This is a genomic window from Stenotrophomonas sp. STEN023 (assembly GCF_056760135.1).
Map to the genome: position 1 here is coordinate 36758 of NZ_JBRREF010000005.1, position 25327 is coordinate 62084.

General features: G+C 63.7%; 35 protein-coding genes and 1 pseudogene. 27 read left to right on the plus strand and 9 right to left on the minus strand.

From position 1 onward, the window contains the following. Positions 1 to 21 precede the first annotated feature (21 nt). The 9 genes and pseudogenes from ACVOLV_RS02115 (at position 22) to ACVOLV_RS02155 (ending at position 3934) form a co-directional block, all read left to right on the plus strand. Entirely contained in the window at positions 22 to 369 is a 348-nt protein-coding gene (locus ACVOLV_RS02115; RefSeq protein WP_481552922.1) for a hypothetical protein, read from the plus strand. Beyond that, positions 366 to 575: a hypothetical protein gene (locus ACVOLV_RS02120; protein ID WP_481552923.1), complete on the plus strand. Its 210-nt coding sequence runs from the start codon at positions 366 to 368 to the stop codon at positions 573 to 575. Before ACVOLV_RS02115 ends, ACVOLV_RS02120 begins: the two co-directional genes overlap by 4 nt. After that, positions 572 to 724, plus strand: a complete 153-nt coding sequence (locus tag ACVOLV_RS02125; protein ID WP_481552924.1) for a hypothetical protein — start codon at positions 572 to 574, stop codon at positions 722 to 724. Before ACVOLV_RS02120 ends, ACVOLV_RS02125 begins: the two co-directional genes overlap by 4 nt. Before the next feature lie 115 nt (positions 725 to 839). Further along, on the plus strand, positions 840 to 1064 hold the full coding sequence (locus tag ACVOLV_RS02130; RefSeq protein ID WP_481552925.1) for a hypothetical protein: 225 nt from the start codon (positions 840 to 842) through the stop codon (positions 1062 to 1064). 41 nt (positions 1065 to 1105) lie between these two features. Continuing rightward, positions 1106 to 1630, plus strand: a complete 525-nt coding sequence (locus tag ACVOLV_RS02135; RefSeq protein WP_481552926.1) for a hypothetical protein — start codon at positions 1106 to 1108, stop codon at positions 1628 to 1630. A 190-nt stretch (positions 1631 to 1820) separates the two neighbouring features. After that, a pseudogene (locus tag ACVOLV_RS02140) lies at positions 1821 to 2684 on the plus strand (recombinase RecT). Further along, complete coding sequence (locus ACVOLV_RS02145) at positions 2681 to 3448, plus strand: lambda exonuclease family protein (protein WP_481552927.1); 768 nt, start codon at positions 2681 to 2683, stop codon at positions 3446 to 3448. The pseudogene ACVOLV_RS02140 and the gene ACVOLV_RS02145 overlap by 4 nt, the downstream one beginning before the upstream one ends. A 1-nt stretch (position 3449) precedes the next feature. Next, on the plus strand, positions 3450 to 3677 hold the full coding sequence (locus ACVOLV_RS02150) for a hypothetical protein (protein ID WP_481552928.1): 228 nt from the start codon (positions 3450 to 3452) through the stop codon (positions 3675 to 3677). Further along, on the plus strand, positions 3674 to 3934 hold the full coding sequence (locus ACVOLV_RS02155) for a hypothetical protein (RefSeq protein ID WP_481552929.1): 261 nt from the start codon (positions 3674 to 3676) through the stop codon (positions 3932 to 3934). The genes ACVOLV_RS02150 and ACVOLV_RS02155 overlap by 4 nt, the downstream gene beginning before the upstream one ends. 10 nt (positions 3935 to 3944) lie before the next feature. Here the strand turns inward: ACVOLV_RS02155 and ACVOLV_RS02160 are convergent, their stop codons facing one another. Then, complete coding sequence (locus ACVOLV_RS02160; protein WP_481552930.1) at positions 3945 to 4679, minus strand: hypothetical protein; 735 nt, start codon at positions 4677 to 4679, stop codon at positions 3945 to 3947. Positions 4680 to 4889: 210 nt separating this feature from the next. On the opposite strand from ACVOLV_RS02160, the gene ACVOLV_RS02165 reads away from it, so the two are divergent. From ACVOLV_RS02165 to ACVOLV_RS02230, 14 genes are all read left to right on the plus strand, one after another. After that, positions 4890 to 5078, plus strand: coding sequence for a hypothetical protein (locus ACVOLV_RS02165; protein ID WP_481552931.1), 189 nt, complete (start codon positions 4890 to 4892; stop codon positions 5076 to 5078). Next, positions 5071 to 5505: a hypothetical protein gene (locus ACVOLV_RS02170; protein ID WP_481552932.1), complete on the plus strand. Its 435-nt coding sequence runs from the start codon at positions 5071 to 5073 to the stop codon at positions 5503 to 5505. The genes ACVOLV_RS02165 and ACVOLV_RS02170 overlap by 8 nt, the downstream gene beginning before the upstream one ends. Further along, a complete protein-coding gene (locus ACVOLV_RS02175) occupies positions 5498 to 5722 on the plus strand; it encodes a hypothetical protein (RefSeq protein ID WP_481552933.1) in 225 nt (74 codons plus the stop codon). Before ACVOLV_RS02170 ends, ACVOLV_RS02175 begins: the two co-directional genes overlap by 8 nt. Continuing rightward, on the plus strand, positions 5719 to 5916 hold the full coding sequence (locus ACVOLV_RS02180; protein ID WP_481552934.1) for a hypothetical protein: 198 nt from the start codon (positions 5719 to 5721) through the stop codon (positions 5914 to 5916). The genes ACVOLV_RS02175 and ACVOLV_RS02180 overlap by 4 nt, the downstream gene beginning before the upstream one ends. Continuing rightward, positions 5913 to 6092, plus strand: a complete 180-nt coding sequence (locus tag ACVOLV_RS02185; protein ID WP_481552935.1) for a hypothetical protein — start codon at positions 5913 to 5915, stop codon at positions 6090 to 6092. The genes ACVOLV_RS02180 and ACVOLV_RS02185 overlap by 4 nt, the downstream gene beginning before the upstream one ends. Beyond that, a complete protein-coding gene (locus ACVOLV_RS02190; protein WP_481552936.1) occupies positions 6089 to 6310 on the plus strand; it encodes a helix-turn-helix transcriptional regulator in 222 nt (73 codons plus the stop codon). The genes ACVOLV_RS02185 and ACVOLV_RS02190 overlap by 4 nt, the downstream gene beginning before the upstream one ends. Before the next feature lie 251 nt (positions 6311 to 6561). Further along, positions 6562 to 6837 (plus strand): type II toxin-antitoxin system Phd/YefM family antitoxin, encoded by a 276-nt coding sequence (locus ACVOLV_RS02195; protein ID WP_481552937.1) that lies wholly within the window; start codon positions 6562 to 6564, stop codon positions 6835 to 6837. Next, the gene (locus ACVOLV_RS02200; RefSeq protein ID WP_481552938.1) at positions 6837 to 7178 is read left to right on the plus strand and encodes a type II toxin-antitoxin system RelE/ParE family toxin; all 342 of its coding nucleotides are present in this window, start codon (positions 6837 to 6839) and stop codon (positions 7176 to 7178) included. Before ACVOLV_RS02195 ends, ACVOLV_RS02200 begins: the two co-directional genes overlap by 1 nt. Before the next feature lie 173 nt (positions 7179 to 7351). Further along, the gene (locus ACVOLV_RS02205; RefSeq protein ID WP_303746674.1) at positions 7352 to 7639 is read left to right on the plus strand and encodes a hypothetical protein; all 288 of its coding nucleotides are present in this window, start codon (positions 7352 to 7354) and stop codon (positions 7637 to 7639) included. 288 nt (positions 7640 to 7927) lie between these two features. Further along, positions 7928 to 8845: a C13 family peptidase gene (locus tag ACVOLV_RS02210; RefSeq protein ID WP_481552939.1), complete on the plus strand. Its 918-nt coding sequence runs from the start codon at positions 7928 to 7930 to the stop codon at positions 8843 to 8845. An 87-nt stretch (positions 8846 to 8932) separates the two neighbouring features. Beyond that, the gene (gene dbpA / locus ACVOLV_RS02215; protein WP_481552940.1) at positions 8933 to 10309 is read left to right on the plus strand and encodes an ATP-dependent RNA helicase DbpA; all 1377 of its coding nucleotides are present in this window, start codon (positions 8933 to 8935) and stop codon (positions 10307 to 10309) included. A 36-nt stretch (positions 10310 to 10345) separates the two neighbouring features. Next, on the plus strand, positions 10346 to 11437 hold the full coding sequence (locus ACVOLV_RS02220; RefSeq protein ID WP_481552941.1) for a sensor histidine kinase: 1092 nt from the start codon (positions 10346 to 10348) through the stop codon (positions 11435 to 11437). Beyond that, positions 11434 to 12141 carry a LytR/AlgR family response regulator transcription factor gene (locus ACVOLV_RS02225; protein ID WP_481552942.1) on the plus strand — a complete coding sequence of 236 codons (708 nt, stop codon included), beginning with the start codon at positions 11434 to 11436 and terminating at the stop codon, positions 12139 to 12141. Before ACVOLV_RS02220 ends, ACVOLV_RS02225 begins: the two co-directional genes overlap by 4 nt. Before the next feature lie 113 nt (positions 12142 to 12254). Next, positions 12255 to 13592, plus strand: coding sequence for an acyl-CoA thioesterase/bile acid-CoA:amino acid N-acyltransferase family protein (locus ACVOLV_RS02230; protein WP_481552943.1), 1338 nt, complete (start codon positions 12255 to 12257; stop codon positions 13590 to 13592). A gap of 7 nt (positions 13593 to 13599) precedes the next feature. Here ACVOLV_RS02230 and ACVOLV_RS02235 read toward each other — a convergent pair whose 3' ends face one another. The 6 genes from ACVOLV_RS02235 to ACVOLV_RS02260 form a co-directional block, all read right to left on the minus strand. Next, positions 13600 to 13944, minus strand: coding sequence for a hypothetical protein (locus ACVOLV_RS02235; protein WP_481552944.1), 345 nt, complete (start codon positions 13942 to 13944; stop codon positions 13600 to 13602). Next, positions 13944 to 14726 (minus strand): thioesterase family protein, encoded by a 783-nt coding sequence (locus ACVOLV_RS02240; RefSeq protein ID WP_481552945.1) that lies wholly within the window; start codon positions 14724 to 14726, stop codon positions 13944 to 13946. Before ACVOLV_RS02240 ends, ACVOLV_RS02235 begins: the two co-directional genes overlap by 1 nt. Before the next feature lie 35 nt (positions 14727 to 14761). Then, the gene (locus ACVOLV_RS02245) at positions 14762 to 15304 is read right to left on the minus strand and encodes an adenine phosphoribosyltransferase (RefSeq protein ID WP_481516195.1); all 543 of its coding nucleotides are present in this window, start codon (positions 15302 to 15304) and stop codon (positions 14762 to 14764) included. A gap of 15 nt (positions 15305 to 15319) precedes the next feature. Continuing rightward, a complete protein-coding gene (locus tag ACVOLV_RS02250; protein WP_481552946.1) occupies positions 15320 to 16882 on the minus strand; it encodes a protein adenylyltransferase SelO in 1563 nt (520 codons plus the stop codon). Between the two features lie 37 nt (positions 16883 to 16919). Beyond that, on the minus strand, positions 16920 to 17612 hold the full coding sequence (locus ACVOLV_RS02255) for a glutathione S-transferase family protein (protein ID WP_481552947.1): 693 nt from the start codon (positions 17610 to 17612) through the stop codon (positions 16920 to 16922). 178 nt (positions 17613 to 17790) lie between these two features. Then, positions 17791 to 18000, minus strand: a complete 210-nt coding sequence (locus ACVOLV_RS02260) for a cold-shock protein (RefSeq protein WP_054659637.1) — start codon at positions 17998 to 18000, stop codon at positions 17791 to 17793. Positions 18001 to 18309: 309 nt separating this feature from the next. On the opposite strand from ACVOLV_RS02260, the gene ACVOLV_RS02265 reads away from it, so the two are divergent. Further along, a complete protein-coding gene (locus ACVOLV_RS02265) occupies positions 18310 to 18795 on the plus strand; it encodes a YaiI/YqxD family protein (RefSeq protein WP_481552948.1) in 486 nt (161 codons plus the stop codon). Positions 18796 to 18798: 3 nt separating this feature from the next. Here the strand turns inward: ACVOLV_RS02265 and ACVOLV_RS02270 are convergent, their stop codons facing one another. Then, positions 18799 to 19668 carry a pseudouridine synthase gene (locus ACVOLV_RS02270; RefSeq protein WP_481552949.1) on the minus strand — a complete coding sequence of 290 codons (870 nt, stop codon included), beginning with the start codon at positions 19666 to 19668 and terminating at the stop codon, positions 18799 to 18801. Positions 19669 to 19731: 63 nt separating this feature from the next. On the opposite strand from ACVOLV_RS02270, the gene ACVOLV_RS02275 reads away from it, so the two are divergent. The 3 genes from ACVOLV_RS02275 (at position 19732) to ACVOLV_RS02285 (ending at position 23740) form a co-directional block, all read left to right on the plus strand. Then, on the plus strand, positions 19732 to 20280 hold the full coding sequence (locus ACVOLV_RS02275; protein WP_481552950.1) for a YaeQ family protein: 549 nt from the start codon (positions 19732 to 19734) through the stop codon (positions 20278 to 20280). 6 nt (positions 20281 to 20286) lie between these two features. Next, positions 20287 to 21477 carry a BaiN/RdsA family NAD(P)/FAD-dependent oxidoreductase gene (locus ACVOLV_RS02280; protein ID WP_481552951.1) on the plus strand — a complete coding sequence of 397 codons (1191 nt, stop codon included), beginning with the start codon at positions 20287 to 20289 and terminating at the stop codon, positions 21475 to 21477. 193 nt (positions 21478 to 21670) lie between these two features. Continuing rightward, positions 21671 to 23740: an EAL domain-containing response regulator gene (locus ACVOLV_RS02285; protein WP_481552952.1), complete on the plus strand. Its 2070-nt coding sequence runs from the start codon at positions 21671 to 21673 to the stop codon at positions 23738 to 23740. Positions 23741 to 24054: 314 nt separating this feature from the next. Here the strand turns inward: ACVOLV_RS02285 and fabV are convergent, their stop codons facing one another. Further along, the gene (gene fabV / locus ACVOLV_RS02290) at positions 24055 to 25314 is read right to left on the minus strand and encodes an enoyl-ACP reductase FabV (RefSeq protein WP_481552953.1); all 1260 of its coding nucleotides are present in this window, start codon (positions 25312 to 25314) and stop codon (positions 24055 to 24057) included. Between the last annotated feature and the right edge of the window lie 13 nt (positions 25315 to 25327).

The following is a 25327-nucleotide window of genomic DNA, read 5'->3' on the forward strand; positions in this document are numbered from 1 at the left end:
GCCATCCACGGGGCAAGGCTCATGGCTTTCCAGCTCTCCAGCGCCCGCCAGCACTCAGCGGCTCGCCAGTACGACCACCAGGAAGACCCGGCGATCACCCGCCGCGAGGCTGCAGAGGCCGTCCAGACCGCCAAGGCTCCGCTGCTCGCCAGCCCTGCCCTGTTCTCGGAGCTGCTGGGCGACCTGACCACCTCTGATCACTCCGCCATGGCTGCCGCGCTTGTTTCCGGCGACGCCATCGAGTTCGCCCGGCTGTTCACTGAGGCCCGCGAGAACTTCGCTGATGCGCTGATCGACAACCGCGTTGATGACCAGCCGTGGCTGTCGCGCGGTGCTGCTGCAGAGCAGCTGGCGAGGACGTTCTCATGAGCGCCCTCACCTCAAAGTGTTACCGCCTGCCGGGCGGCTTTCTCGACGGCACCGACTACGTCGAAGTGTTCTCAGACGGAACGTCGATCTGCCACCAGAGAAATGGTCGGCCGTCGGAAAGGTTCGCCTGCATCTTCCAGCGCCCCATCAAGAACGGCGAATGGGTGGAGATCGAAAAGCCGGCTCCCGAGGAGCGAGTCGCATGACCATGCGCCGCTTCAATGCCTGGCTGCACTGCTTCGCCAAGTCGCGGGAATACAGCGCCCTGCTCTACATGGGCTGGGTGATGGTCGCTGCAGCTGCGCTGCTGTTCGCTCCCCTCCAACTGCTGCTGATCGCGGAGGGCCTGCGCTGATGGACGACTTGGATTTCATCGCGGCGATGCAGCTTGGCCTGCCGCCGATCAAAGCACCGGACCCGCTGGACTCGCTCGAAGCATCCGAAGGCGTGTGCGCGCAGGAAGGTGACGAATGATCCGCCTGTTCGTCTACGCGGTGCTGCTGGGCTTCTTCGCCGACATGCTCCGCAAGGCTTGGACCGTGCGCGCTGATTCGCTGCTGCTTCCCATCGCCGCCGTGGTGCTGGTGTTCCTGGTGCTGGTCATCAAGCACACCCGCCGGCAGCTGCGTCGCCTTCGGCGCAAGAAGGTTGCCTTCATCCGCCCACGCCACCCGAGCTGGGACGACATCCACTGATCCCCCGCTGGCCCGGCCGGCATACCAACGAGGCAATACCCATGTTTGGACTCGAACAACACGATGCCGTGTTCTCCAACCTCAACCTGAGGAAGGAGAAGCATGGTGACGAAGACGCCACCGCCGCAGACCTGAAGTTCGTCCTGCAGGCCAGCAACACGATCCTCAACACCATTGACCCGGCCATCGTCCCGGCCTTCTTTCGCAAGGCCAAGAAGGGCGAGCAGCAGAACCTGCCCATGGAAGGCAGTAGCGACCTGGTCGCGTTGAATCTGCCGCTGCTGGGCGAACAGGTCATCGATGGCAAGTTCGAAGGCTACGAGCTGTCCGTCGGCTCGTTGCTCGACCACATCGAGCCGGTGTTCTTCGCCGACTGCAAGGTGAAGAAGATCAGCTGGAAGCCCATCGAGGGCGGCAGCGTGTCGATGACGTTCACCGCCTCCGTGCTGACCGACGACGAAGACGATGCGCCACTGATTGCAGCGTGGCGACGCGGTGAAGTGCGCTTGACCCTGACGCCGCCGAAGGCTGCGGCCCAGCAGAAGGACCTGGCCGACGCGGCCTGATCCCCGAATCCGCCCGCCCATCCCCTCGGGCGGTACCGCGGCAAATGGCCTCCCCACCACGTGCCGCTGACAGCCCGGAAAGACGGGCACCTCATTCCAACCGCGTCGGCACCGCCGGCAGGAGCTATCCGTGAACCAGATCGTCCCCATCGAGCACTCCATCTACGGCACCAAAGATTCATTCGCCTCGGTGCTGACTGATCGTTCCATCAACTTCGACCGCGAAGCCGAGTTCGCCCTGCAGACCCTGTACGGCAACGACTATGCGATGAAGATCGCGATGCAGAACCGGTCGTCGGTCATCGCAGCAGTCGTGAACATTGCCGCGATCGGCATCAGCCTCAATCCGGCCAAGAAGCAGGCCTACCTGGTCCCGCGCGACGGAAAGATCTGCCTCGACATCAGCTACATGGGCTTGATGGATCTGGCGATTGATTCGGGTTCGATCCGCTGAGGGCAGGCAGAGCTGGTCTACGAGGCGGACACCTTCAGTCTCAACGGCGTCGATCAACAGCCGACCCATTTGCGCAACCCGTTCGCGCGGGACCGTGGCGATGTGGTGGGCGTCTATGTGGTGGTGAAGACCGCCGACGGCGACTACCTCACCGATGCCATGTCGGTTGACGAGATCAACGCCATCCGCGGCCGCTCGTCGGCATGGAAGGCGTGGATCTCGAAGCAGAAGTCCTGCCCGTGGCTGACAGATTGGGGCGAGATGGCAAAGAAAACCGTCGTCAAGCGTGCCTACAAGTACTGGCCGAAGACGGACCGGTTGGACCAGGCAATCCACCACCTCAACACCGATGGCGGCGAAGGCCTCGCGTTTGTTGACGTGCAGCAGCCGCAGCGCAGCGCATTGCCAGCTCCGCCCGAGGACACGCCGGAGCGGTTGGCGCTCTATGCCAGCCTGCAGGACATTGCGACCAAGGGCGCAGACGCCCTCAGTGAGGCGTGGGCCAAGCTCACCAAAGAGCAGCGCACCATGATCGGCCACACTGGATTGAACGCACTGAAGGCGGAGGCGGAACGGGCCGCTGCTGAGGTGGTCGAATGATCCTCGTCAACTGCGACCAGGGGAGCGAGGCGTGGCACCGCGCACGCGCCGGCGTGATCACCGCCAGTATGTTCGCCACGGCGCGCACGCGTGTCGGCGAACTCACCGAACAGCAGCAGATCTACGTGGATGCGGTAAGGGCTGGTAACACTTCGAAGGTCGCCGCCAAGCACGCTGGCTACAAGGCCGTGCCGCGCTCCGCCATCATCGAGCGCGCCATTGCGGGTGAGCCTATCGGCGACTTCGGCGAGGTCGCCAAGAACTACGCTTTCCGCCTGGCAATCGAACGCATCAGCGGCGAGCCACTGGATGAAGGCTTCGAGACTTTCGCCATGCGCCGTGGCCACGAACTGGAACCGGCTGCCCGCGCTGAGCATGAGGTGCAGTCAGGCCTAATCGTTCGGCGGGCTGGTTTTGTCTTGAGCGACGATGGCGCCTATGGCTGCTCGGCCGATGGCTTCATCGGCGAGGACGGCGGCTCGGAATACAAGTGCTTTCTCAACCCCGAGAAGCTGCGCGCCTTCCACATCGACAACGATGCCAGCGAGGTATTTGAGCAGGCCCAGGGCTGCATGTGGCTGACCAAGCGCAAGTGGTGGCACATCGGCCTGTATTGCCCTGCCCTCGCTGCCGTCGGCAGGCAACTGTGGTGGCGTCCCTTCAAACGCGACGATGCCTACATCGAGAAGCTGCAGGACGACCTAGCCAGCTTCAAGGCGATGGTCGACAGCTTTGAGAACCAGCTGAAGCAGGAGGCCGCCTGACATGCGCGGCATCCCGACCACCCGCTACGTCATGCCGCATCACCGCAAAAACTGCACGGCAGCGGCATCCAAGCGCTTCGCCCACGTTGTCGAGGGAAAGCTGGTCACCACTGGCCAGATCGCGAAGCGCATCGGCATCCACGAAGAAACCGCACTCAGGCGCGCTAAGCGTGGCCCGTTCCCACTGACCTGGGAAGGGCTCGCAATCCATGAGAGGAACATGCAGTGAGCCGCAACCGATTCACCCGCCGGGCACCGAAGCGCAATCAGGGCCTGAGCTGGGGCCGGTTTCCAACCGATGACGGCTCGGCCGTGGTGTACCGCATCTTCCGCCGCGAGCTGAGCGGAAAGCTGCACATGGAGGCCCGCACGTTCTTCACCGGCAGCGAGCCGGCGCACATCGCCAAGGTCCTGCGCAGCTTGAAGCGCCAGCTGCGCGACGACGTGGACGAGATCGACCTGGTGGCGATGGAGGCGGCGTCATGAACGTATTGGATCAGCGACCTCTAAAAGGCCTCTCTTCATACAACCGTCGCAGAGGGCGCGCAATCAAATTGAACAACCTCCGCGGAATCCACGCTCGCGGTCCAACGAACTTCATTGGGATCCCCTCGCGCTCCCACCGCTCCAACAACTCATCCTCATATCGGGTCTTCCAACGCGTTTTCTTTGTGACTCTATCCAATCGAGAACTCATAAGCCCAGTGGCAGCATTGGCCGCGCGATACGCCATGCGGACCGACCATTCATACTCGGCTAACGTTTCTCTGCCAAAAGACGTCTCCGTCAATTGGGGAGAGACTGCGATCTCGAGCACTTTTTCATCAAGAGATGAAGCCTGCTCCGACCTGACGAAGGCTTCCATTACTGCCTCCGTAGCAGGTCCTAGGTCCCGCATTTCGCCCGCAGTATCGACTAAGTGGGCAGACCAACGCATAAATCCGCCATCAATTTTCTGGCGCATTGATTCGAGGTCTCGATCACGGATCAAGTCCGAATACCCCTCGATCAACTCCTGCCAGGCTTTCAATGGTGGGAGCAGCTTTGCGTACGCCACTCCAGCTCTGGCATCCGCCTCATCCCACCGGCGCAATTTGTCCCTATTTGCTATACGCAGAGCAACGACTACTGCTGCCAACGTGCCGATTGCGGCCCAAGCATCCCAGTTCACCTCGCACTTTTCGCCCAGCGGCCAGCAACGGACGAAGGTCCAGTACAGAAAATCTTTCATAACCCCTCCCTGTTCAAGCCGATTCTGCCATGACATACATCCATCCGAACGACTGGGTCTACGCGCTGGAGCGCGCACTGGCCGCCGCGATTGCCTAGGGCGAAGTCCGCAAGGTACAGGACTACCTGCGCGAGATCCTGGCCAAAGCCCGCCGCGAGGCCCGGGTGTCCCGTGAGTAAGCCAACCATCCGCACAAGTACGACCGCCCTAGTGCAGGTCACCGTCGAGGTGCCCGCCGGGTCGTGGGGCACTGGCTGCGAGCTATCGCAGGTCTACAGGCAGGCGTCCGAAGAGGCTGTCGGAAAGCTGCGCCGACTGTTCGAGAAAGAGCGAATCCGCATCGTCGGCGTCGCTTCCATCAAAGCCATCACCACGGTTACGGAGGCCCGCAATGGATGACCAGCAGCGTGCCAGGGAGTTGCTTGCGCAGGAGTATGAGCGCGCCGGGCTGGTTGATTCCGCCCGAGAAAATCGGACAAACCGAATGGACCCGCATCTGGGATCGGCGCGGGATTTCAACGTGGCCATCGCCGCAATCACCGCCGCCCTGCGCGCCGCGCCGGAGTGGAGGCCCATCGAATCTGCGCCGGAAGGCCGGCTGGTGGTGGTCGGCTGGTTGGACATCGAAGACTCGCACTACCCAGAGAACTACGAGTTCGACTATCTGGAGGATAGACTCTGGGCGAAGCACGAAGATTGCGCCGAGCATGCTTTTGCAGTCGCGACGCCCGGCAGCAAGATGCCGAAGGAGAACGCGCCCTACCAGTGGTGGATGGACCTGCCAGCGTTCCCTGCCACCACTCCGCAGGGGGTGAAGGATGCATAAGACCTGCACCAAATGCGTCCGCTCCCTGCCGCTGCAGCAGTTCAACCGCGCAGGGAAGCAAGGCCGGTCCGGCGTGTGCGTGCCGTGCACCAACGACATGCGCCGGTTGCGTGCTCCCCTGCCCGACCAGGTGCCTGACATCGAGCAGGTCCGCATCAACAACGCCGCTTCCCTGTGGTTCGGGCCTGTGCGGCCGCAGCCGAGGTATGCCGTATGAGCACCACGGAAGCCATCGACCACGTTGCCATCGGCCACGACCTCGCGCGCAAGACCGGCGTGAACCTGGAGAAGGCCCGGCCGAAGACCCGCCGCATGTGGGAGGCGCGCGGCCTGGCTGTGATCGCCCTCGCCCGAGGCGATCTCGACGAGGCCACCAAGATCATGGCGCCGTTTGCGAGGAAGCGCCGATGACCGCCCCGCAGCTGTTCCCCAAGCCGGTCAAGCGCATGAAGCAGCCGCTCAAGGACTTCCTGCGCGAGCAGCTTGCCGCGGCCGCAAACGAGATCATCCGGCTCCGCGCCCAGGAGCTGGCCAATGAAGACCGAATCAAGAGCGCCCGCGCGGCGCTGGAAGGAGAAGCCCTATGACTGCATCCGGCATTGCGCCAACTTTCATCCGCTTGCCAGAGGTTCGCCGCCGCACCGGCCTGGGCAAGACCACCATCTACGATTGGATGAAGGAAGGCCGGTTCCCGAAATCCTTGCACCTCGGCGGCAACATCGTGGCCTGGGTCGAGTCGGAAATCGACGCCTGGCTTGAGGCCAAGATGGCCACTCGGGAGGGCGGTATGGCGAGCGCGGCGTAATGCGGGGGCACCAATGGGGGCATCAGCTCGGCCCCAAGCCAATTAACCCCTCTCACTCAATAACTTACGCCGGGTTTGATGTAGAGCCCACCTCCACCATATAAAGGTACCGCAAGGTATCGGCAACACGAAAAACCCCTGAGAAATCAGGGGTTTTTCTTTGCGCGATGTTCAGCAAGGCCCAGCGTCTCGACATTGCCGAAAGACCATATAAGAACTATATTTGGTCCTTGTTACTCAGGAGCCAGGCCATGCGCTACTCATCTCAAGTCAAGCCGATCAGCTACCTCAAGGCCAATGCGGCCGAGGTCCTGACGCAGCTCGCTGAGCGGCGCGAGCCGTTGGTGATCACCCAGAACGGTGAGGCAAAGGCCGTACTCCAAGACGTCGGCTCCTTCGAAGAGACGCAGGAGACCTTGGCTCTGTTGAAGATCCTCGCGCTGGGCACCCAGGATGTTGGTGCAGGCAAGGTCAAGCCGGTGGCCGATGTCATCGCCCGCCTTCGCGCAAAGCGTGCAACCGACTGATGGTTGCTGCATCGGCCGACTACGAGGTTCTACTCACCCAAGGGGCTGAGCAGGATCTGGAGTCCATCCACGACTACATCGCGGAATTCGACTGTGCAGCCAACGCCAACACCGTGCTGGATGCGCTGATGGACGTTGTTGATGGCCTTTCCAGGTTTCCAGAGCGTGGTAGTCACCCGAACGAGTTGGCCGCACTTGGTATCAAAGAGTTTCGCCAGACTTTCTTCAAACCTTACCGGGCGATCTACCGCATCGCGGGCGACCAGGTCATCATCTATCTGATAGCTGACGGCCGTCGGGACATGCAATCCATCCTTGCCCGTCGCCTGCTCGGCGCTTGAGTCTTGATGCTTCCCTTCGGCTCGCTACCGTTCAAATTGGGGCGCACGCTGCTGAACTCTCATCTTGTCAGATAAATCCTAGCCTCAATAAGGTGTATCCCTCATAGATGTAGTGGTATCCCCGACAGCACCATTACAGGCCATTGGCTGGCAGCCATCACAGCGGGTGCTGTATGGACTACGAGAAGTTGCGGGATAGCTTCGACGTTCTGGCGCAGCAGGTCGTGCAGGACGCCACGTCGCTTGGCGAGTACGAGCGCAAGCAGAAGCTGCTGGAGATGCATCAACTGGTCGACAAGATCGTCGAGGTAGTGCCGGACGATGACGAACAGGCCAGCATCTTGTGCCGGCTGGAAGACCTGGTCTACCGCGCCAACAGCGCCATCAATGCCGCCGAGCAGCTTGAGAACCTCAGAAAGAAGTCCGCCCTGGCCTATGGCTGGTCACTGCATACGGACTGATTTGACCAAGCGCTGCCCGGCTACTGGGCACTCGCCCCATGCCTGCGGTTTTGATCGCTGGCTGCGCTTTCTGAAGATCCGCGACACGCCCACTACGCATTCATCCCTCAACTCCGGCACCATAGCCATCAGGGCCGCCCATCGGCGCGCACTGGATGCAGCACGGTCGGCTCGACCCTGCCGCCATACCCACCGTCATGGATTACGGCAATGGCAGCCAAACGCGGTTCACAGCCTTCCCCTCCCCGGCTTATCAGGGCCATCGCGAGCGCATTGCTGACGGCCTGTGTGGCCCTGCCCGCATTCGCCAGCGCGGCAGACGAGTCCGAACGGCAAGCCACCACACCCAAACTCGAAGGCAGCCAGCTCACGATGCTGGACGCCGCATTAGCGAGCCTGCCAGCCCAGCGCCCCGGCGTCACCGACATCTACGTGCTCGGCGTAGCCGGCGATGCCGACGAAGACGTGTTCACCAATGAAGTAGCCTACCTGCGGCAACTGTCGGCAACACGCTGGGGTGCCGAAGGCCGCATGATCAGCCTGGTCAACCAGCCCGCCCTGGGCCATGGCGGCCCGCCGCAGGTTATGGCTACCGCCGACAGCATCGGCCATGCCCTCAATGGACTCGGGCAGAAGCTGGACCCGAATGAAGACGTGCTGTTCCTCTACCTGACCAGCCACGGTCTGCATGACAACAGCGTCTACCTGCACACCGGCCGCGACCAGGAAGACTACCTGGCACCGGCACAGCTCGCACGGATGCTGGATCAGGCCCAGATCGGCAATGCGGTGATCGTGGTTTCGGCCTGTTTCTCAGGTGCCTTCGTACCGGCGCTGATGTCTCCGCAACGCATGGTGATCACCGCCGCGCGTAAGGACCGCCCATCCTTTGGCTGCGGCAATACCGATAGCGCAACCTGGTTTGGCCGCGCCTTCCTGGTCGAGGCCTTGAACGCCACCAATGACTTTGCCCACGCCTACACGCTGGCCGCAGGCAATGTGCGGCGCCGCGAGAAGGAGCAAGGCGAACTCCCCTCCGAACCGCAGTTCAAGAACGGCAGGACGGTCGCAAGCGTGCTTGAACAATGGCGCGCGGGCCTGCCGGAAGCACCTGCCGTGCCCTATCCCTTCGTTCACCAGCGGCCAGCCGGGGCCAAGACCGTCACACCCAAGAGCAAGCCCGTCACCAACAATCGCAAGGGTTGAATCCTTCCCTTGGGCGCTAGATGAAGCCCGCGACGCTACCCATTCAGGATGGCAAGCGCCGTCGCCCGGCTTCTGCGAAAATATGGCATGACTGACTTCTCTTCCCTGCCGCTGTCGCCGGCACTCGCTCCTGGCATCGACGCGCTGGGCTACACCTCGATGACGCCGGTCCAGGCGCTGGCCCTGCCGCCGATCCTGGAAGGCCGCGACGTAATCGCACAGGCACCGACCGGCAGCGGCAAGACCGCCGCCTTCGGCCTTGGCCTGCTCAACCGGCTCGACCTGTCGATCAGCCGCACCCAGGCCTTGGTGCTGTGCCCGACCCGCGAACTGGCCGACCAGGTCGGCAAGCAGCTGCGCAAGCTCGCCACCGGCATTCCCAACCTGAAACTGCTGATCCTCACCGGCGGCATGCCGCTGGGCCCGCAGCTGGCCTCGCTGGAAGCGCATGACCCGCAGGTCGTGGTCGGCACCCCCGGCCGCGTGCAGGAACTGGCACGCAAGCGCGCGCTGAATCTGGGCCAGGTCCGAACCTTCGTGCTGGACGAAGCCGACCGCATGCTCGACATGGGTTTTGAAGAGCCGATCCGCGAGATCGCCGGCCGCACCCACAAGGAACGCCAGAGCCTGCTGTTCTCGGCCACCTTCCCGGAAGCGATCCGCGAACTGGCCCGCGCCCTGCTCAACGAGCCGGCCGAAGTCACTGTCGATGGCCAGGCCGAGGCCCCGGCCATCCAGCAGCTGTTCTTCGAAACCGAGCCGGCCAACCGCCAGAAGGCACTCGGCGGCTTGCTGCTGAGGTATACGCCGGAATCGGCGGTGGTGTTCTGCAACACCCGCAAGGACGTGGACGAAGTGGCCAACTCGCTGCGCCAATTCGGCTTCTCGGCGTTGGCGCTGCACGGCGACATGGAACAGCGCGACCGCGACGAAGTGCTGATGCAGTTCTCCAACCGCAGTTGCAACGTGCTGGTCGCCAGTGATGTGGCCGCACGCGGCCTGGACGTGGAAGACCTGGCTGCCGTGGTCAACTACGAGCTGCCGACCGACATCGACACCTACCAGCACCGCGTTGGCCGTACCGGCCGTGCCGGTCGCAATGGCCTGGCATTGAGCCTGGTTGCCGGCCGCGAGCGCAGCCGCGCCGATGCGCTGGAAGCACAGCAGGGCAAGCCGCTGAACTGGCAGAAGACCCCGCTGGCAACGGCGCGGCCGGCAGAGCTGCCGCAGGCGGCGATGACCACCCTGCGCATCGATGGCGGCAAGACCGACAAGCTGCGCGCTGGCGACATCCTCGGTGCTCTGACCGGTGATGCCGGGCTGTCGGCCAAGGCGATCGGCAAGATCGACATCTTCCCCACCCGCTCCTACGTGGCCATTGCCCGTGAGCAGGTAGGCAAGGCTCTTGCACGCCTGGAAGCCGGCAAGATCAAGGGCAAGCGTTTCCGCGTTCGCAAGATGTAAGCAGGCGCCGGCCCAGCCCGGCGCTTGAACGCGCGTATGACTTCCCAGCCGGACACCCGCTCTTCCAGCATTGCGGCTGATACGCACGCCACGGCCTTTCCGTGGCGTGCCGTGTCTGCGGGTTGGCTGCTGCTGACCCTGGTCACCCTGCCGGCAGTACAGCTCACCGGCCCCTCCGCAGGCAGTCTGGCTCCCATCGAGCTGATGCGTTCCCTGCTGTTCCTGCTCGGCATCTACAGCCCCTGGCTGCTGGCGACGCCTGGTCTTTGGCGGCTGTGCGCACGCTGGCCGCTGGGCATGGGCAGCGACGCCAGAGCGGCGGGCAAGCTGTTAGCTGCCGGCATCTGGATCATTCCTGCGCTGTCGCTGATGGGCTGGATGTTTGGCTACTCCCTCTCGCAACTGGCGCTGCCCCGTGCGCTGCCCGACAGCTGGCTGCATGCGGTTATCGCCACCAGCTTGTTTGCGCTGCCCACCTACATCGGTGTGATCGGCATCGGCCAGACACTGGCCTATATTCGCCGCTATCGCCGTCGTGGCGAGCTGCTGGCACAGGCGCGCGAACAAGCCTTGCGAGCGCGACTGAATCACCATTTCCTGTTCAACGCACTCAATGCGATCGGCGCACTGGGTTACCGCGATGCCGAGCGCGCTGACGCTGCCTTGGTGCAGCTGGGTGAGTTACTACGTAACCTGCTGCGGAGCGAACCTTTCGTCACCCTGCGCGAGGAAGTGGCGCAGGCGATGACCTTCATCGAACTGCAGCGACTGCTGCTGCAACAGCCAGTGCAGGTGCAACTGCAGGCCAGCGCCGATGCATGGGATGCGCGCGTGCCCAGCCTGCTGCTGCAGCCATTGATCGAGAACGCCGTGCGCTTCGCCAGCGCCGCGGGTACGGACGACGTCACGATCAACCTGCACTTCGAGTCTCGCGATGATCAACTTTACCTGCAGATCCGCAACCCGCTTGGCGACGCTGCCGCCGGCATGGGGATTGGTCTGCAAGCCAGCCACGAACGTCTGCAGGCGATCTACGGCGAGCGTGCCACGCTGCACGCACAATGCGACGCTGCGCACTTCCAGGTCAGCATCCAGCTACCACTTGCCAGCAGCGAGCCCGCCGCATGATCCGCACCCTGCTGATCGACGACGTCGCACTGGCCCGCGACAAGCTGCGCCACCTGCTGGGCGCACATGCCGATATCCAGATAGTCGGCGAGGCGCCCAGCATTGCCCATGCACGTTCGCTGCTGGCTACCGAACAGGTCGAGCTGTTGTTGCTGGACATCCAGTTGCCCGATGAAGACGGCCTGCAGCTCGCGCGCAGCCTGGCCGCGCCTGCACCGGCGATCATCTTCACCACCGCCCATGCAGAACATGCACTGGCCTCCTACGAACTGGGCGCGGTCGATTACCTGCCCAAGCCACTGGATGCCAGCCGTCTTGCCGTCGCACTGGACCGGCTGCGCAGGCATCTGGCACGCGAGACCCCCAACCCGCTGGCACCGCTGTGCATCCGCAATGGCAGCCGCAGCGACTACGTGTCGCCGACCGACATCGACTACATCGACAGCGCCGGCCACTATGCCTGCCTGCATGTCGGCAAGCAGGTGCACCTGCTGCGCGAGAGCATTGGCCGGCTTGCAGAGCAATTGGCGCCGGCCGGCTTCGTGAAGGTGCAGCGCGCGGTCATCGTCAATTGCGCACGCGTGCGCAGCCTGCTGCCACGCCGCAATGGCGATGCGACGCTGGAGCTATTGGACGGCACCCAACTGCCACTGAGCCGGCTGCATCGCGAAGCGTTCGAAGCGAAGATGGGCAAGGCCAGCTGAGACGCACGGCTCATGCCAAGCCCGGCACGGCCTGCACCATTGCTGGCGCCCAGCTGTTCCGTTGCATTTCCTGCAGCGGCAACATCGCAGGCCGCTCCTCGTTCACAACACCAATGCTCAAGCATCTCCTGCTTCCGCTGCTGCTCAGCTGCAGCCCCCTCGCCTTTGCCGCCGAACTACGCGTACATCCCGTGGACGGCCCAGCCGATCAACCGGTGCAGATCAGCGTTGCCGGGCTGCTGCCAAGCCAAGCGGTGAAACTGCAGCTCTCCCTGCAGGACAGTAGCGGCAACCGCTGGCTGGCGCACGCCAACTACCGTGCCGATCACAACGGCATTGCCGATACCGCCACGGCTGGCGCCGAGGCCGGCAGCTACGCAGGTGTCGATGCGATGGGACTGTTCTGGTCGATGCGGCCGGAATCGGGCAAGGGTCGACCCACGCCACTGCCCATGCGCAATGAAGCAGACGGCCTGCGCCATGCGCCAGCAACGATGCAATTGGAGGCTTTCGTTGATGGCGAACGGATCGGGCAACAGACCTTGCTGCGGCGGATCAACGCGGCCGAAGTCGTTGCCACGCCTTTGCAGCTGCGAGGAGTGGTCGGTAATCTCTATCACCCTGCAGGAGCCTTGGACGATGGCCGCCGCCATCCTGTCGTGATCACCCTGGGCGGCGCCGAAGGCGGCATCGATACCGCGAATCTGTATGCCGCCTGGTTGGCGTCCAACGGTTTCGTCGCTGTGGCTGTTGCCTATTACCGGATGCCCGGACTGCCCAAGGATCTGATCCGCGTACCGATCGACCCGGTCAGCAACACGGTCGACTGGCTGCGTACCCAGCCCTTTGCCGGCAAGGTCGGGGTGATGGGAGGTTCCTGGGGCGGCACCGTGGCGATGGCATCCGCCGCACATGATCCGCGCCTGCAGGCGGCTGTGTCATGGGTAGGCAGTCCCGCACCGTTCCGCGGTATCCGCCGTGATGTGCCGCCGGCCGATTTCCGCGCCGTGGATGAGCCTGCATTGAGCGTTGCTGGACGCGACCTCCCGTTCCTGCCCTATGTGGAACAACTCAACTGGAATCAGCCCGGCGCGCACGCGGCAGCATTGGAGCAGGCGATGCTGCCGATCGAACGCATCAACGGCCCGCTACTGCTGATCGCAGGCGGTGACGACCAGCTCGGCGCCTCCGGCGAGATGGCGGCGTTGGCGATGCAGCGTCTGAAGCGTCGTAGTGCGCCGCAGCCCGATGTGCTGCTCTACTACTCCGACGCTGGTCATCTGATCACACCATTCCTGCAGCCCACCACCTTCCGCAGCGACACCGGCCCCTACATCCCGGTCGGCGGCACTGCCGAAGGCTATGCGCGCGCCGACCGGGAGAGCGGCCCGGCAGTGTTGGCATTCCTGCGGAAGGCGCTGGTCGAAGGGGAAATCCGGATCAAGCGCTGAGCCTGCTTCAGGCGGGGCGAGCGCGCAGCGTCAACCGCAATGCCGCGGCAACAACCGCTACGCTGGCTGCGACAAACAGCGCCAGCGCAGTGGCCTCGCCGATGCCACGATGGATCAGCAACAGGTACACGCCGATGCAGCTTGCCTGTGCAAACAACGGCCAGGCAACACGGCGGACAGCGCTGCGGAACACACGCCAGACCAGCACCACGCTCAACAACCAGCCGCAGGCGAACGCCACCGGATCCAAGGCGAGCGAGAATTCATATACATTGCAGATGACGAACCACGCGCTCCAGCCAAGCATCGCCAGCAGCAGCGCCAGTCCACCCAACACACGCATGGCGCGCATCAGGCGAACACCGCCACGCTTTGCCGGCCGCGCATCACCACCCGGCCCTGCTCATCCCATACCTGCATGTCCTGCGATGAATAACCATCGCGCGCATGCTGGCTGAAAGAGCGCAGCAGGAACCACTCACCCTGTGGCACAGGCTCAAGCAGCTCTACGTTCCAGGTGATGGAGCTGATCGGTGCAGGGGTGCTGAAACTGGTGAACGCTGCCGGCGGCATCGCATCGCCCATCGCGATCAGAGCCACGGCAGGATCTACTCCACTGGCATCCCGGTGGCGAATCCAGGTCAGCAACTCCGGAATCTCCGCAGCCGACGCCGGCATCGCGCCACCGGCAGGACGCATCTGGAAGTTCTGGGTGAAGGCCGGTGCGAACGGCATCGCCGCCATATCGAAGTCGCGGTACGCGGCAGGCCCCTTGGCCGGCAACTCGCCAGCGAAATCATGCACAACCGCGCTGTCGCGGGCGCGCCCGAATACCAGCGACAAGCGTGCCGCCAGTGCATCGTCGGAGTACACATCCACGCCGACATTCACCACCGACTTGCCCTCACGCAGCACCGCCGGCACAAAGCGCAGCAGGCCGGCTGCTGGACCGATGAAGGTCACCTGCATCGAGCGCAGCGGCGGCAGCTGTTCTGCATGGCTCTGCATCGCCGCGGCCACACCCAGCGCACTGAGCACGCCGCCGTAGGCGGTACGCCCCTGGCGCCAACTGTCAGGGAGCAGCAGCCCTTGTCCAACATCGAAGGAAGACAGCAGCTCACTCAACGTCGGCATTCGGAACTCCGCAGGTTTGGGGTTGGATCAGGTGCTCAGTAAACCAGTGTAGCGGTCAGCGGCAAACCATCCGGCCAGCGCTCACGGCCACCCAGTCCATCCAGCTCGACCAGCACCGCGCCACCTACAACCTGCGCCTCAAGCTGCGCAGCCAGCTGCAGGGCCGCAAGCAAGGTGCCGCCAGTAGCCAGCACGTCGTCGACCAGCAGCACGCGCGCCCCCGGCGGCGTTGCGCCGACACTGACTTCGATACGATCGGTGCCGTACTCCAGCGCGTATTCCTGCTTCAAGGTCGCACCCGGCAACTTGCCCGGCTTGCGCACAGGTACAAAGCCCACGCCAAGCTCCAGGGCCAATGCGGTGCCGAGAATGAAGCCCCGTGCCTCCACGCCCAGCACCGCATGCAGGCCGGCATCACGCCACGGCTCGGCCATGGCCTGGACGGCGGCACGGAAACAGGCGCCATCACCCAGCAGCGGGATGATGTCCTTGAACAGGATGCCGGGCTTGGGGAAGTCGGCGATGTCGCGGATCGGGCGCGACCATTCGGGGTAGGCAGAGGTGGTCATATCAGTCATTCAAGAAGAAAGTGCTCAGGAGCTGCACGACAGCATCGAGCAGCCGGCGCGGTCGCGCGCCCATTCCGGGCGCTTGCCGGCAAATGCCTCGCGCCCGGGTTGTTCGTCATAAGGATGCCGCATCACGTCCAGCAAGTCCGTGATTCCGGCCAGATCGCCTTGTTCGGCACGGTCGATGGCCTGCTGGGCCAGCCAGTTGCGCAACACGTACTTGGGGTTGGCGGCCTGCATGGCATCACGGCGCTGTTGCGGCGACTGCCCAGCGTCCCGAACCCGCGCGGAGTAACGCTGCAGCCAGTCGGTCAGTGCCGGCAGCACCTGCTCCCGAGCAATCGGCGAGTAGAAGGACTGCTCCAGCGGGGCAATCTGCGGCGCGTCGATATCAATGGACGCCAAGGCGCGGAACGCCAGCGTCATGTCCATCTCGCCTTCCTGCAGCAGCTGCTGGAACTGCGTCATCAGCTCGACGTCGCCGTCACGGAATTCGCCCAGGCCGAGCTTGGCGACCAGATGCGCACGCTCTTCGGCTTCATAGCGCGCACGGAACCTATCCAATCCGGCCTGCAGAGGTGCAACCTCGGCAAACAGCGGCGACAACGCCTGCGCCAGCCGCACCAGGTTCCAATACGCCACCTGCATCTGTGTACCGAAGCGGTAGCGGCGGCCCTGCGCATCGGTGGTGTTTGGCGTCCAGTCCGGATCGTAGTCCTCGACCCAGCCGTAAGGGCCGTAATCCAGGGTCAAACCTAGAATGGACATGTTGTCGGTATTCATCACGCCGTGTACGAAACCGACCCGCATCCACTGCGCCACCATCACCGCGGTACGCGTGCAGACCTGCGCAAACCAGTCGGCATACAGCGCCTCGCCATTGCCCTGCAGCTCGGGGTAATCACGGGCAATGCAGAAATCGACAAGCTGCCGCAGCAGCGCGACATCACCGCGCGCCGACGGCAGCTCGAATGTGCCAAAGCGGATGAACGACGGCGCGACCCGGCACACCACCGCGCCGGGCTCGGCCTGTGGATGACCGTCGTAGAACATGTCGCGCATCACCGGCTCGCCCGTAGCAACCAGGCTCAGTGCGCGGGTGCTGGGCACACCAAGATGATGCATGGCCTCGGAGCACAGGAACTCGCGCAGCGAAGAACGCAGTACCGCGCGGCCATCGGCACCGCGCGAGTACGGGGTTGGGCCAGCACCTTTGAGCTGCAGCTCCCAGCGCCTGCCATTGGCCAGCAACTCCCCCAGGGAGATGGCGCGGCCATCGCCAAGCTGCCCGGCCCAATGGCCGAACTGATGGCCGCCGTAATTGGCAGCCCACGGCTGCATTCCGGCGAACAAGGCATTGCCGCCGAAGACCTCGGCGAATTCGGGACTGGTGACCATTGCCTGCTCAAAACCAAGCAACGCCGCGACCTCGGCCGAGTACGCCAGCAGCTGCGGCGCAGCCACCGGCGTCGGCATTACCGTCGACCAGACGGCCCCCAGTACCTCGCGGCGACGCGCACCGGATTCGGGATCGCCCGGCAGCTCGTGCTGGAAGCGGTTATCAAATTGCGGAAGCGTGTCGTTCATCAGTTGGAAATGGGGACTGCCAGCCGCCGCCGCAAGCTCAGCGCGCGCCACCGACCTTGTCCAGCGCACCGCCACGCTGCTCGGCGCGCTGATAGGCCGGGCGCTCGGCGATACGTGCCAGGAAAGCCTGCAGCTTCGGGTAATCGGTCATCGGGCCGGCACGCAGCGCAGCGGCCTGGATCGGGAAGCTCATCTGGATATCGGCCGCACTGAAGCGCTCGCCGCTGAACCAGGTCGATTCGGCCAGCGCCTGCTCCATCCAGCCCAGGTGCAGGCGCAGCTGCGGGCTGATGAAGCTCTTCATCACCTTGTCGACGATGCTGTGGGCGATCGGCTTGGCGAAAAACGGCAGCGGCGCCTTGCGCACCTTGGCAAACACCAGGCTCATCACCAGCGGCGGCATCGCCGAGCCTTCGGCGTAGTGCATCCAGTAGTGATAGTGCAGGCGCTCCGGCGCTTCCACCGGCACCGGCTGCGGCGACAACTTGCGCTCCGGGTCGTAGCGGTCGGCGAGGTATTCGAGGATGGCCCCGGATTCGGCCAGGATCAGCGCCCCGTCCTGCAGCACCGGCGACTTGCCGAGCGCATGCACCCTGCGCAGTTCCGCTGGCGCCAGCCAGGTCTTGGGGTCACGCTTGTAGCTGACCACGTCGTAGGCCAGGCCAAGTTCTTCCAGCATCCACAGCACGCGCTGCGAGCGCGATTGTTCCAGATGGTGCACCGTGATCATCGCTGGCTCCAGCCCAATTCAATCGAAATCGAAGCTGCATCCTAACCAGCGCCGGCAGAACGCAGCGTCAGTGCGAGACAAAGCCCGATGGGAAGGCACAAATAAAAAAGCACAAATAAAAACGCCGGAAGCTTTCGCTTCCGGCGTTCCAAGCAACCTTACGGTAGCAAGGGGTCGATTAGACCGCCTGCACCTGGTCAGCCTGCATACCCTTCTGGCCCTGCACGGCGACGAAAGTCACCTTCTGGCCTTCCTGCAGCGACTTGAAGCCGTTGCCCTGGATGGCGCGGAAATGCACGAACAGGTCCGGGCCGCTTTCCGGGGTGATGAAGCCGAAGCCCTTAGCGTCGTTGAACCACTTGACAGTGCCGGTCTGACGATCAGACATGTACTAACTCCTGAAACATAAGTTGAAATAATCGCAGCCACCGGAGATCGGGGCCGAGACTGAGTTGCAGGCGTTGGTAAAGCGGATCGATGAGCCGATCAAGAAGATCAACTGCATCAGGCCACGATTCACGGTGACCCTTGCAAGCACAGTGGGATGGACGATACGCGGCTTTGTTCCAAAAAGCGATAATTACCGCATTCAGAAACCCAATTTGATTCAGTCCGTCCATTAAGTTGCTGAAAATAGTCAATTTTCTGACGATAGCCCAGAACCAGCAAAGTCTGAAAATCCAATAGACTGCGCGGCATGAGCCCTGAAGACGCCGTTTCCGCCACTCCTTCACCCACCCGGATCTGGGTCGATGCCGACGCCTGTCCCGTGGTGATCAAGGAAATCCTGTTCCGCGCCGCCGAACGGGCCAAGGTCGAGACCGTACTGGTCGCCAACCAATGGCTGCGCACCCCGCCCTCGCGCTTCATCCGTGCCATGCAGGTGCCCGGCGGCCCGGATGTTGCCGACGATGCCATCGCCGAACGGGTCAATCCCGGCGATCTGGTCGTCACCCAGGACATTCCGCTGGCAGCACGCGTGCTGGAAAAGAACGCCATCGCACTGAACCCGCGTGGCGAGCTCTACACCGCCAACACCATTGCCGAGCGGCTATCGATACGCAACTTCATGGAAGAACTGCGCGGGGCCGGCATCCAGACCGGCGGCCCGGCCACCTTGCACGCGCGTGATCGCCAGGCGTTTGCCGCGCAGCTGGACCGTTGGCTGGCGCAACGCCGCTGAAGATCACAGCAGCTCACGCACACTACGGAACGCCCGCTGCCGTCCGTCGAGCGGATCGATGAAGCTCAGACGCCGCGCCAGCAGTTGCAGCGGCCGGCTGTAGTCATCGGCCGCGCGCTCGAGCACCTGCGGGTAGTAATCGTCACCGATGATAGCCGCGCCCAGCGCCGCCATATGCACGCGCAGCTGGTGCTTGCGCCCGCTCACCGGCTCCAGCGCATAGCGCCACATCTCGCCACGCCGCTCGATGACCTCCACCCGGGTCAACGCATTGGCTTCGCCCGCAAGCTCAGCCATGCGGAAGAACGGCTCGCCACGGCCAATGCGACTGCTGCGCAGCAGCGGGAATTCCAGCGCCGGCAAGGCCGGAGCAAGGGCTTCGTAGCCCTTGTCGATGCGGCGCTCGGCGAACAACCGCTGATACAAAGCGCGCGTGTCCGGGTTACAGGAGAACAGGACCAATCCGGCAGTGCCACGATCAATCCGGTGCAAAGGCGCCAGCTCGCGGTTACCGGTGCTGGCGATCAGTCGGGCGAGCAAGGTCTGGCGCACGAAGCGGCCGGCCGGTGTTACTGGCAGGAAGTGGGGCTTGTCGGCCACCAGCAGGTGTTCGTCCTGGTACAGGATCTGCTCGGCGAACGGCACTTCCGGCTCGTCGGCGACCTCGCGGAAGTACTGGATCTCCTGCCCTGCCCGCCACGGCTGCGTCGGCGTCAGCACCTGACCGTCACTGCCAAGCACCCTGCCGCGCGCAAACCGGTCCTGCCATTGCGCCCGGTCTATTGCCGGAAACCGCGCACACAAACCCTCCAGCAGGCTGTTCCACGGGCCTGGCGCGAGTTGCAGGCGGCTGGGCAGATCATGATCAGGCACGTCGGGGCGGGTCCGTTACAGGGCAAGGCATTATGATGGGCGGTCTTTGTCCCCGGTATTCCCATGGCCCTCACCGCCACCATCCGCAAGGCCGAGCTGCAGATCAGCGACATGGACCGCGGCTACTACGCGACCCATAACCTGACCCTGGCCCAGCATCCCTCCGAAACCGACGAGCGCCTGATGGTGCGCCTGCTCGCCTTCGCCCTCAATGCCGAGGACCGGCTGGAGTTCGGCAAAGGCCTGAGCAGCGAGGACGAGCCGGACCTGTGGCAACTGGACTATACCGGCGATATCGAACAGTGGATCGACCTGGGCCACCCGGACGAATCGCGGGTGCGCAAGGCCTGCAACCGCAGCCGTCGCGTGCAGATCGTCAACTACGGCGGCAATGCCTCCGATATCTGGTGGCAGAAGCAGGGCAAGCACCTGACCCGCTTCAACAACCTGTCGGTGGTCGACCTGCCGTCCGCGTTTGTCGAACGCTGGGGCGAACTGGTGCAGCGGGCAATGCGCTTCAGCGTGCTGATCCAGGATGGCGAGGTGCAGATCCTCAATGATCAGATCCAGCTGGACGTGATCCCGGTCTGGCGCAAGCGCCCGGCGGAGTAAGCAGTAGTGGCAGACAAGCTAATCCGCTGCGACGTACTGGTGATCGGCGCAGGCGCGGCCGGGCTGATGTGCGCGCTCACCGCCGGCCAGCGCGGCCGTATCGTGCAGGTGATCGATCATGCCAACAAGGTTGGCAAGAAGATCCTGATGTCCGGCGGCGGCCGCTGCAACTTCACCAATACCGGCACCACCGCAGCGAACTTCATTTCGAACAACCCGCATTTCTGTAAATCGGCGCTGGCGCGCTATACGCCGGCCGATTTCATCGAGATGGTCGAACGCCACGGCATCGCCTATCACGAGAAGGAGCTCGGCCAGCTGTTCTGCGATATCTCCTCCAAGCAGATCGTAAAGATGCTGCTGGACGAGTGTTCCGACGCTGGCGTGCAGATTCGAACTGATTGCGGCGTGCAGCAGATCGAGCGTGGCGCCGATGGCTTCCGCGTGCGGACCGCGCAGGGCCTGTTCCACAGCGCCTCGGTGGTGATCGCCACCGGTGGCTTGTCGATTCCCAGCATGGGCGCCAGCGGCTTCGGTTACGAGCTGGCACGCAACTTCGGCCACGAGCTGCTGCCGACCCGCGCCGGTCTGGTGCCGCTGACCCTGAGCGGCACCCACCAGGAACGCTTTGCCGAGCTCAGCGGCGTTGCGCTGCCAGTCGAGGCTCGCTGCAACGGCCAGCGCTTCCGCAACTCCATGCTGATCACCCATCGCGGTGTCAGTGGCCCGGCGATCCTGCAGATTTCCTCGTACTGGCAGCCCGGCAATGACCTGCGGTTGGACCTGCTGCCCGATCACGATGCAGCTGAATGGCTGCGGCAGATGAAGCGCGAACGCGGCGCCTCCGAGCTGCGCACCGTGCTGTCCGACGTCATGCCGCGGCGGCTGGCGCTGCGCCTGTGCGAGCAATGGCTGAAGGACAAGCCGATGCGGCAGATGGACGAGCCCGAACTCAAGGCGGCCGCCAGCCTGTTGTCCGACTTTTCGCTGGTGGCCAGCGGCACCGAGGGCTACCGCACCGCCGAAGTCACCCTGGGCGGCGTCGATACCCGCAAGGTCTCCTCCTCGACGATGGAATCGCAGCTCGTCCCCGGCCTGCATTTTGTCGGCGAGGTACTGGACGTGACCGGCTGGCTGGGCGGCTACAACTTCCAGTGGGCCTGGGCCTCTGGCCGCGCCGCCGGCATGGCGGTGTAAGCGGATTCATCGCGTCATGGCACCCGCCACGTGGCCATGCGCCCCCCGCTGCAGCGCACCCCGGCCGGCGACGGCGACGTCCCACCACCCGCCTTGCGACTACACTCACGGGAGCACGTCACAGGCAAGCGATCTGCGCATAGACGCCAGCGCCGTGCATCGTGTATTAAACCCCGTCCCCCGGGAGTCTTGAATGCAGAACGCCAAAGACATCACCTTGCGCTTGCTGATCGTTGATGACAGCGCCGAGAGCGCCGAGGCCATCGTCAGCACCTTGCGCAACAGCGGCATCGCGGTGCGTCCGTCGCGGCCGCAAAGCGCCGACGAGCTGAACCAGGCACTGGGCCAGCCCATCGACCTGGTGCTGGCAGCCAACTCTTACGCCATTCCCCAGTTGCTGCTGACCCAGCAGGTCGCGGCCAGCGGCAAGGACATTCCGATGATCCTGCTGAGCGACAGCATCGATGCACAGATGTTGCTGAACTCAGCCGCCAATGGCATCCGCGCCATCGCCTTGCGCCAACAGCCGGATCACCTGTTGTCGGTGGTGCAGAACGAATGGACCGACCTGCAGGCGCGACGCGGCCTGCGCCGGATCGAAGCACAGATGCGCGAGACCGAGCGCCGCTGCGATGCGCTGATCTCGTCCTCGCGCGACCCCATCGCCTACATCCACGAAGGCATGCACATCCGTGCCAACGAAGCCTATCTGGACATGTTCGGCTTTGAATCCTTCGAGGACGTGGAAGGCATCTCGCTGCTGGACATGGTGGCGCCGCAGCACGTGGAGAACTTCAAGCAGCTGCTGAAGTCACTGAGCAAGGGCGAAGCGCCACCGCCGCAGTACGAAGTGCACGCACGCAACCAGGATGGCGATACCTTCCCGGCGACCATGGAATTCACCGCCGCCACCTATGAAGGCGAGAGCTGCTTCCAGATCGTGTTCCGCCGCCGCGAGGAGTTCGACCCGGAGCTGGCGCGCGAGGTTGAGGCCCTGCGCCAGCGCGACCAGGTCACCGGCCTGCTCAACCGCCCGACCTTTATGGTGCAGCTGGAGAACGCGGTTGCCCAGGTCGGCCGCAGCGATGGCCAGTACGGCTTCCTGCTGGTCGAGCCGGATCACTACGCGCGCCTGCTGCCCGATATCGGCCTGGACTCGGCCGATGCATTGATTGCAGCCCTCGGCCAGAAGCTGGCCCAGGCAATCGGCGAAGACGCACAGCTGGCACGCTTTGGCGAACATAATTTCGCCCTGCTCACGGAAGGCGACTACGCGCACACCTCGCAGATGGCCGAACGCGTTCGTACTGCATTTGCCTCTTCGGTATTCAGCATCGGCGAGCGCTCGGCAACCGTCACCGTCAGCATTGGCGGCGTGCAGGTAGGCGAGAAGATCGCCAGCGTCGGCCAGGTCCTGAACCGCGCCAATGACTGCGCGCGCGCGGCGATCGAGCTGGGCGGCAATACGTTCAAGGTATTCGATCCTGGCGCGGCTGACCGCGTCGAGGAAGAACGCATCCAGAGCTGGGTGCAGCGCATCCGCCAGGCGGTGGCAGGCGATGGCTTCCATCTCCGCTTCCGGCCTGTGTTGAACCTGATGGGCGAGCCTATCCAGCTGTATGACACCTCGCTGCAGATGGAGAACAACGGCGAGATGGTCGGGCCGGCGACGTTCCTGCCGATCGCGCAGGAGCACGAGCTGCTGGCACCGATAAACCGCTGGGTGGTGGCCAACGCCATCCGCGCGCTGGGCGAGCGTCGCCGCGCCGGTCACCGCACGCACCTGATGGTACGCATCACCCCGGAGTCATTCTCCGACCCGGAGCTGCTGTCGGTGATCCGCACCGGCCTGCTGGCCGAAGGCGTGGAAGGCGCGCAGCTGTGGCTGCAGATTCCCGAAGCCAAGGTGTTCACCCATCTGCGCAATGCGCAGCAGTTCCTCAGTGATGTCACCGTACTGGGCTGCAAGGTCGGCCTGGAGCAGTTTGGCTCGGGCCTGGATTCGTTCCAGCTGCTGGCGCATTTCCAGCCTGGCTTCCTGAAGCTGGATAGCGCGTTTACTGCTGATCCTTCGCTGGCCAAGGAGCAGTTGGAGAAAACCCAGGAGATCACCAGCAAGGCACAGTCGGCGGGCATTCTGACCATCGCCGAGTTTGTGGCCGATGCGTCGACGATGAGCTTGTTGTTCAGTGCCGGCGTGGATTACGTGGAAGGCGATTTTGTCGGGCCACCTACGGCTGAGATGGATTTTGAGTTTGGTTGATGGGTGATTGGGCTGCGTCCTGACGTTCGGCGCTAGAAGCTGCCCTCACCCCAACCCCTCTCCCGCAGGCGGGAGAGGGGCCAGCAATCCGCGAGCGCGAGCAATGTCTGCAACCGCAGCTTTAAAGCCCCTCTCCCGCTGGCGGGAGAGGGGCCAGCAATCCGCGAGCGCGAGCAATGTCTGCAACCGCAGCTTTTAGAGCCCCTCTCCCGCGCGCGGGAGAGGGGTTGGGGTGAGGGGAAGCTCCTGGCTAGAGATGCAAAAAAGAAGGCCGCGCAAAGCGCGGCCTTCTCTCATCCAAAAAACCGAGAAACTCAGACCTCAACAATCCCCGGAATAGCCACATCCGGATTCACGTCGGCCTCGTAATCCACGCCGTCGATGCCAAACCCGAACAGACGCAGGAAGTCAGCCTTGTAGCCGGCCAGGTCGCTGATCTCGTACAGGTTCTCATTGGTCACCTGCGGCCACAGCTCCAGCACCTTGCTCTGCACTTCCGGCGCCATTTCCTTGTAGTCCGCACGCAGACGGCCTTCGCCGTCCACCAGCGCGATCTCACGGCCCTGCGCGTCCTGCAGCTGCTGGCGGATGTGCTCGGCCGCATTGGCGCCGCCCTGCGGGCCGTTGTACAGAATGTCGTACAGGGTATCGAGCTGCTCGATGCAGCCTTCGTGCGTGCCCTGCTCTTTCATCACCTTGAACAACAGCGACAGGTACAGCGGCATGGTCGGGATCGCCGAGCTGGCCTGGGTCACAACGGCCTTCAGCACCGATACGCGCGCATCGCCACCGAGCACCTGCAGCTTGTCGCGGATGGCCAGCACCTTGTTGTCCAGGTCCTTCTTGGCGGCACCGATCGAGCCGTTCCAGTAGATGGCCTGGGTGATCTCTTCGCCGACATAGGTGAACGCGGTCGTGGTGGCGCCCGGCGCGAGCACGCCAGCTTCAAGCAGGGCGTCGATCCACATCTGCCAGTCTTCGCCACCCATGACCTGCACGGTGCCGGCGATTTCCTCGGCCGTTGCCGGCTGCAGCGTGGTTTCAGTCAGCACTTCCTTGTCGGTATCCAGGCCACGCAAGGTGATCGGCGCGCCGATCGGCTTGAGCGTGGAACTGATGATCTCGCCGGTCTTGGGGTGCTTGCGGCGCGGCGCGGCAAGGCTGTAGACCACCTGATCGACCTGGCCCAGATCGGCCTTGATGATCTCGATGACCTTCTGCTTCACCTCGTCGGAGAATGCATCGCCATTGACGCTGCGCGCATACAGGCCAGCCTGGTGTGCGTACTTCTCGAACGCGGCGCTGTTGTACCAACCCGCTGTACCTGGTTTGGTCTCGCTGCCCGGGCGCTCGAAGAACACGCCCAGGGTGGCGGCATCGCTGCCAAACGCAGCCTTGATGCGTGCAGCCAGGCCGTAGCCGGTGGAGGCACCGAGCACCAACACCTTCTTCGGGCCGTTGGCCAGCTTGGGCTGGGCCTTGATGTAATCGATCTGTTCCTTGACCGCCGCATCGCAACCAGTCGGATGGGTGGTGACGCAGATGAAGCCGCGCACACGCGGTTTGATGACCATGAAAACCTCGGTT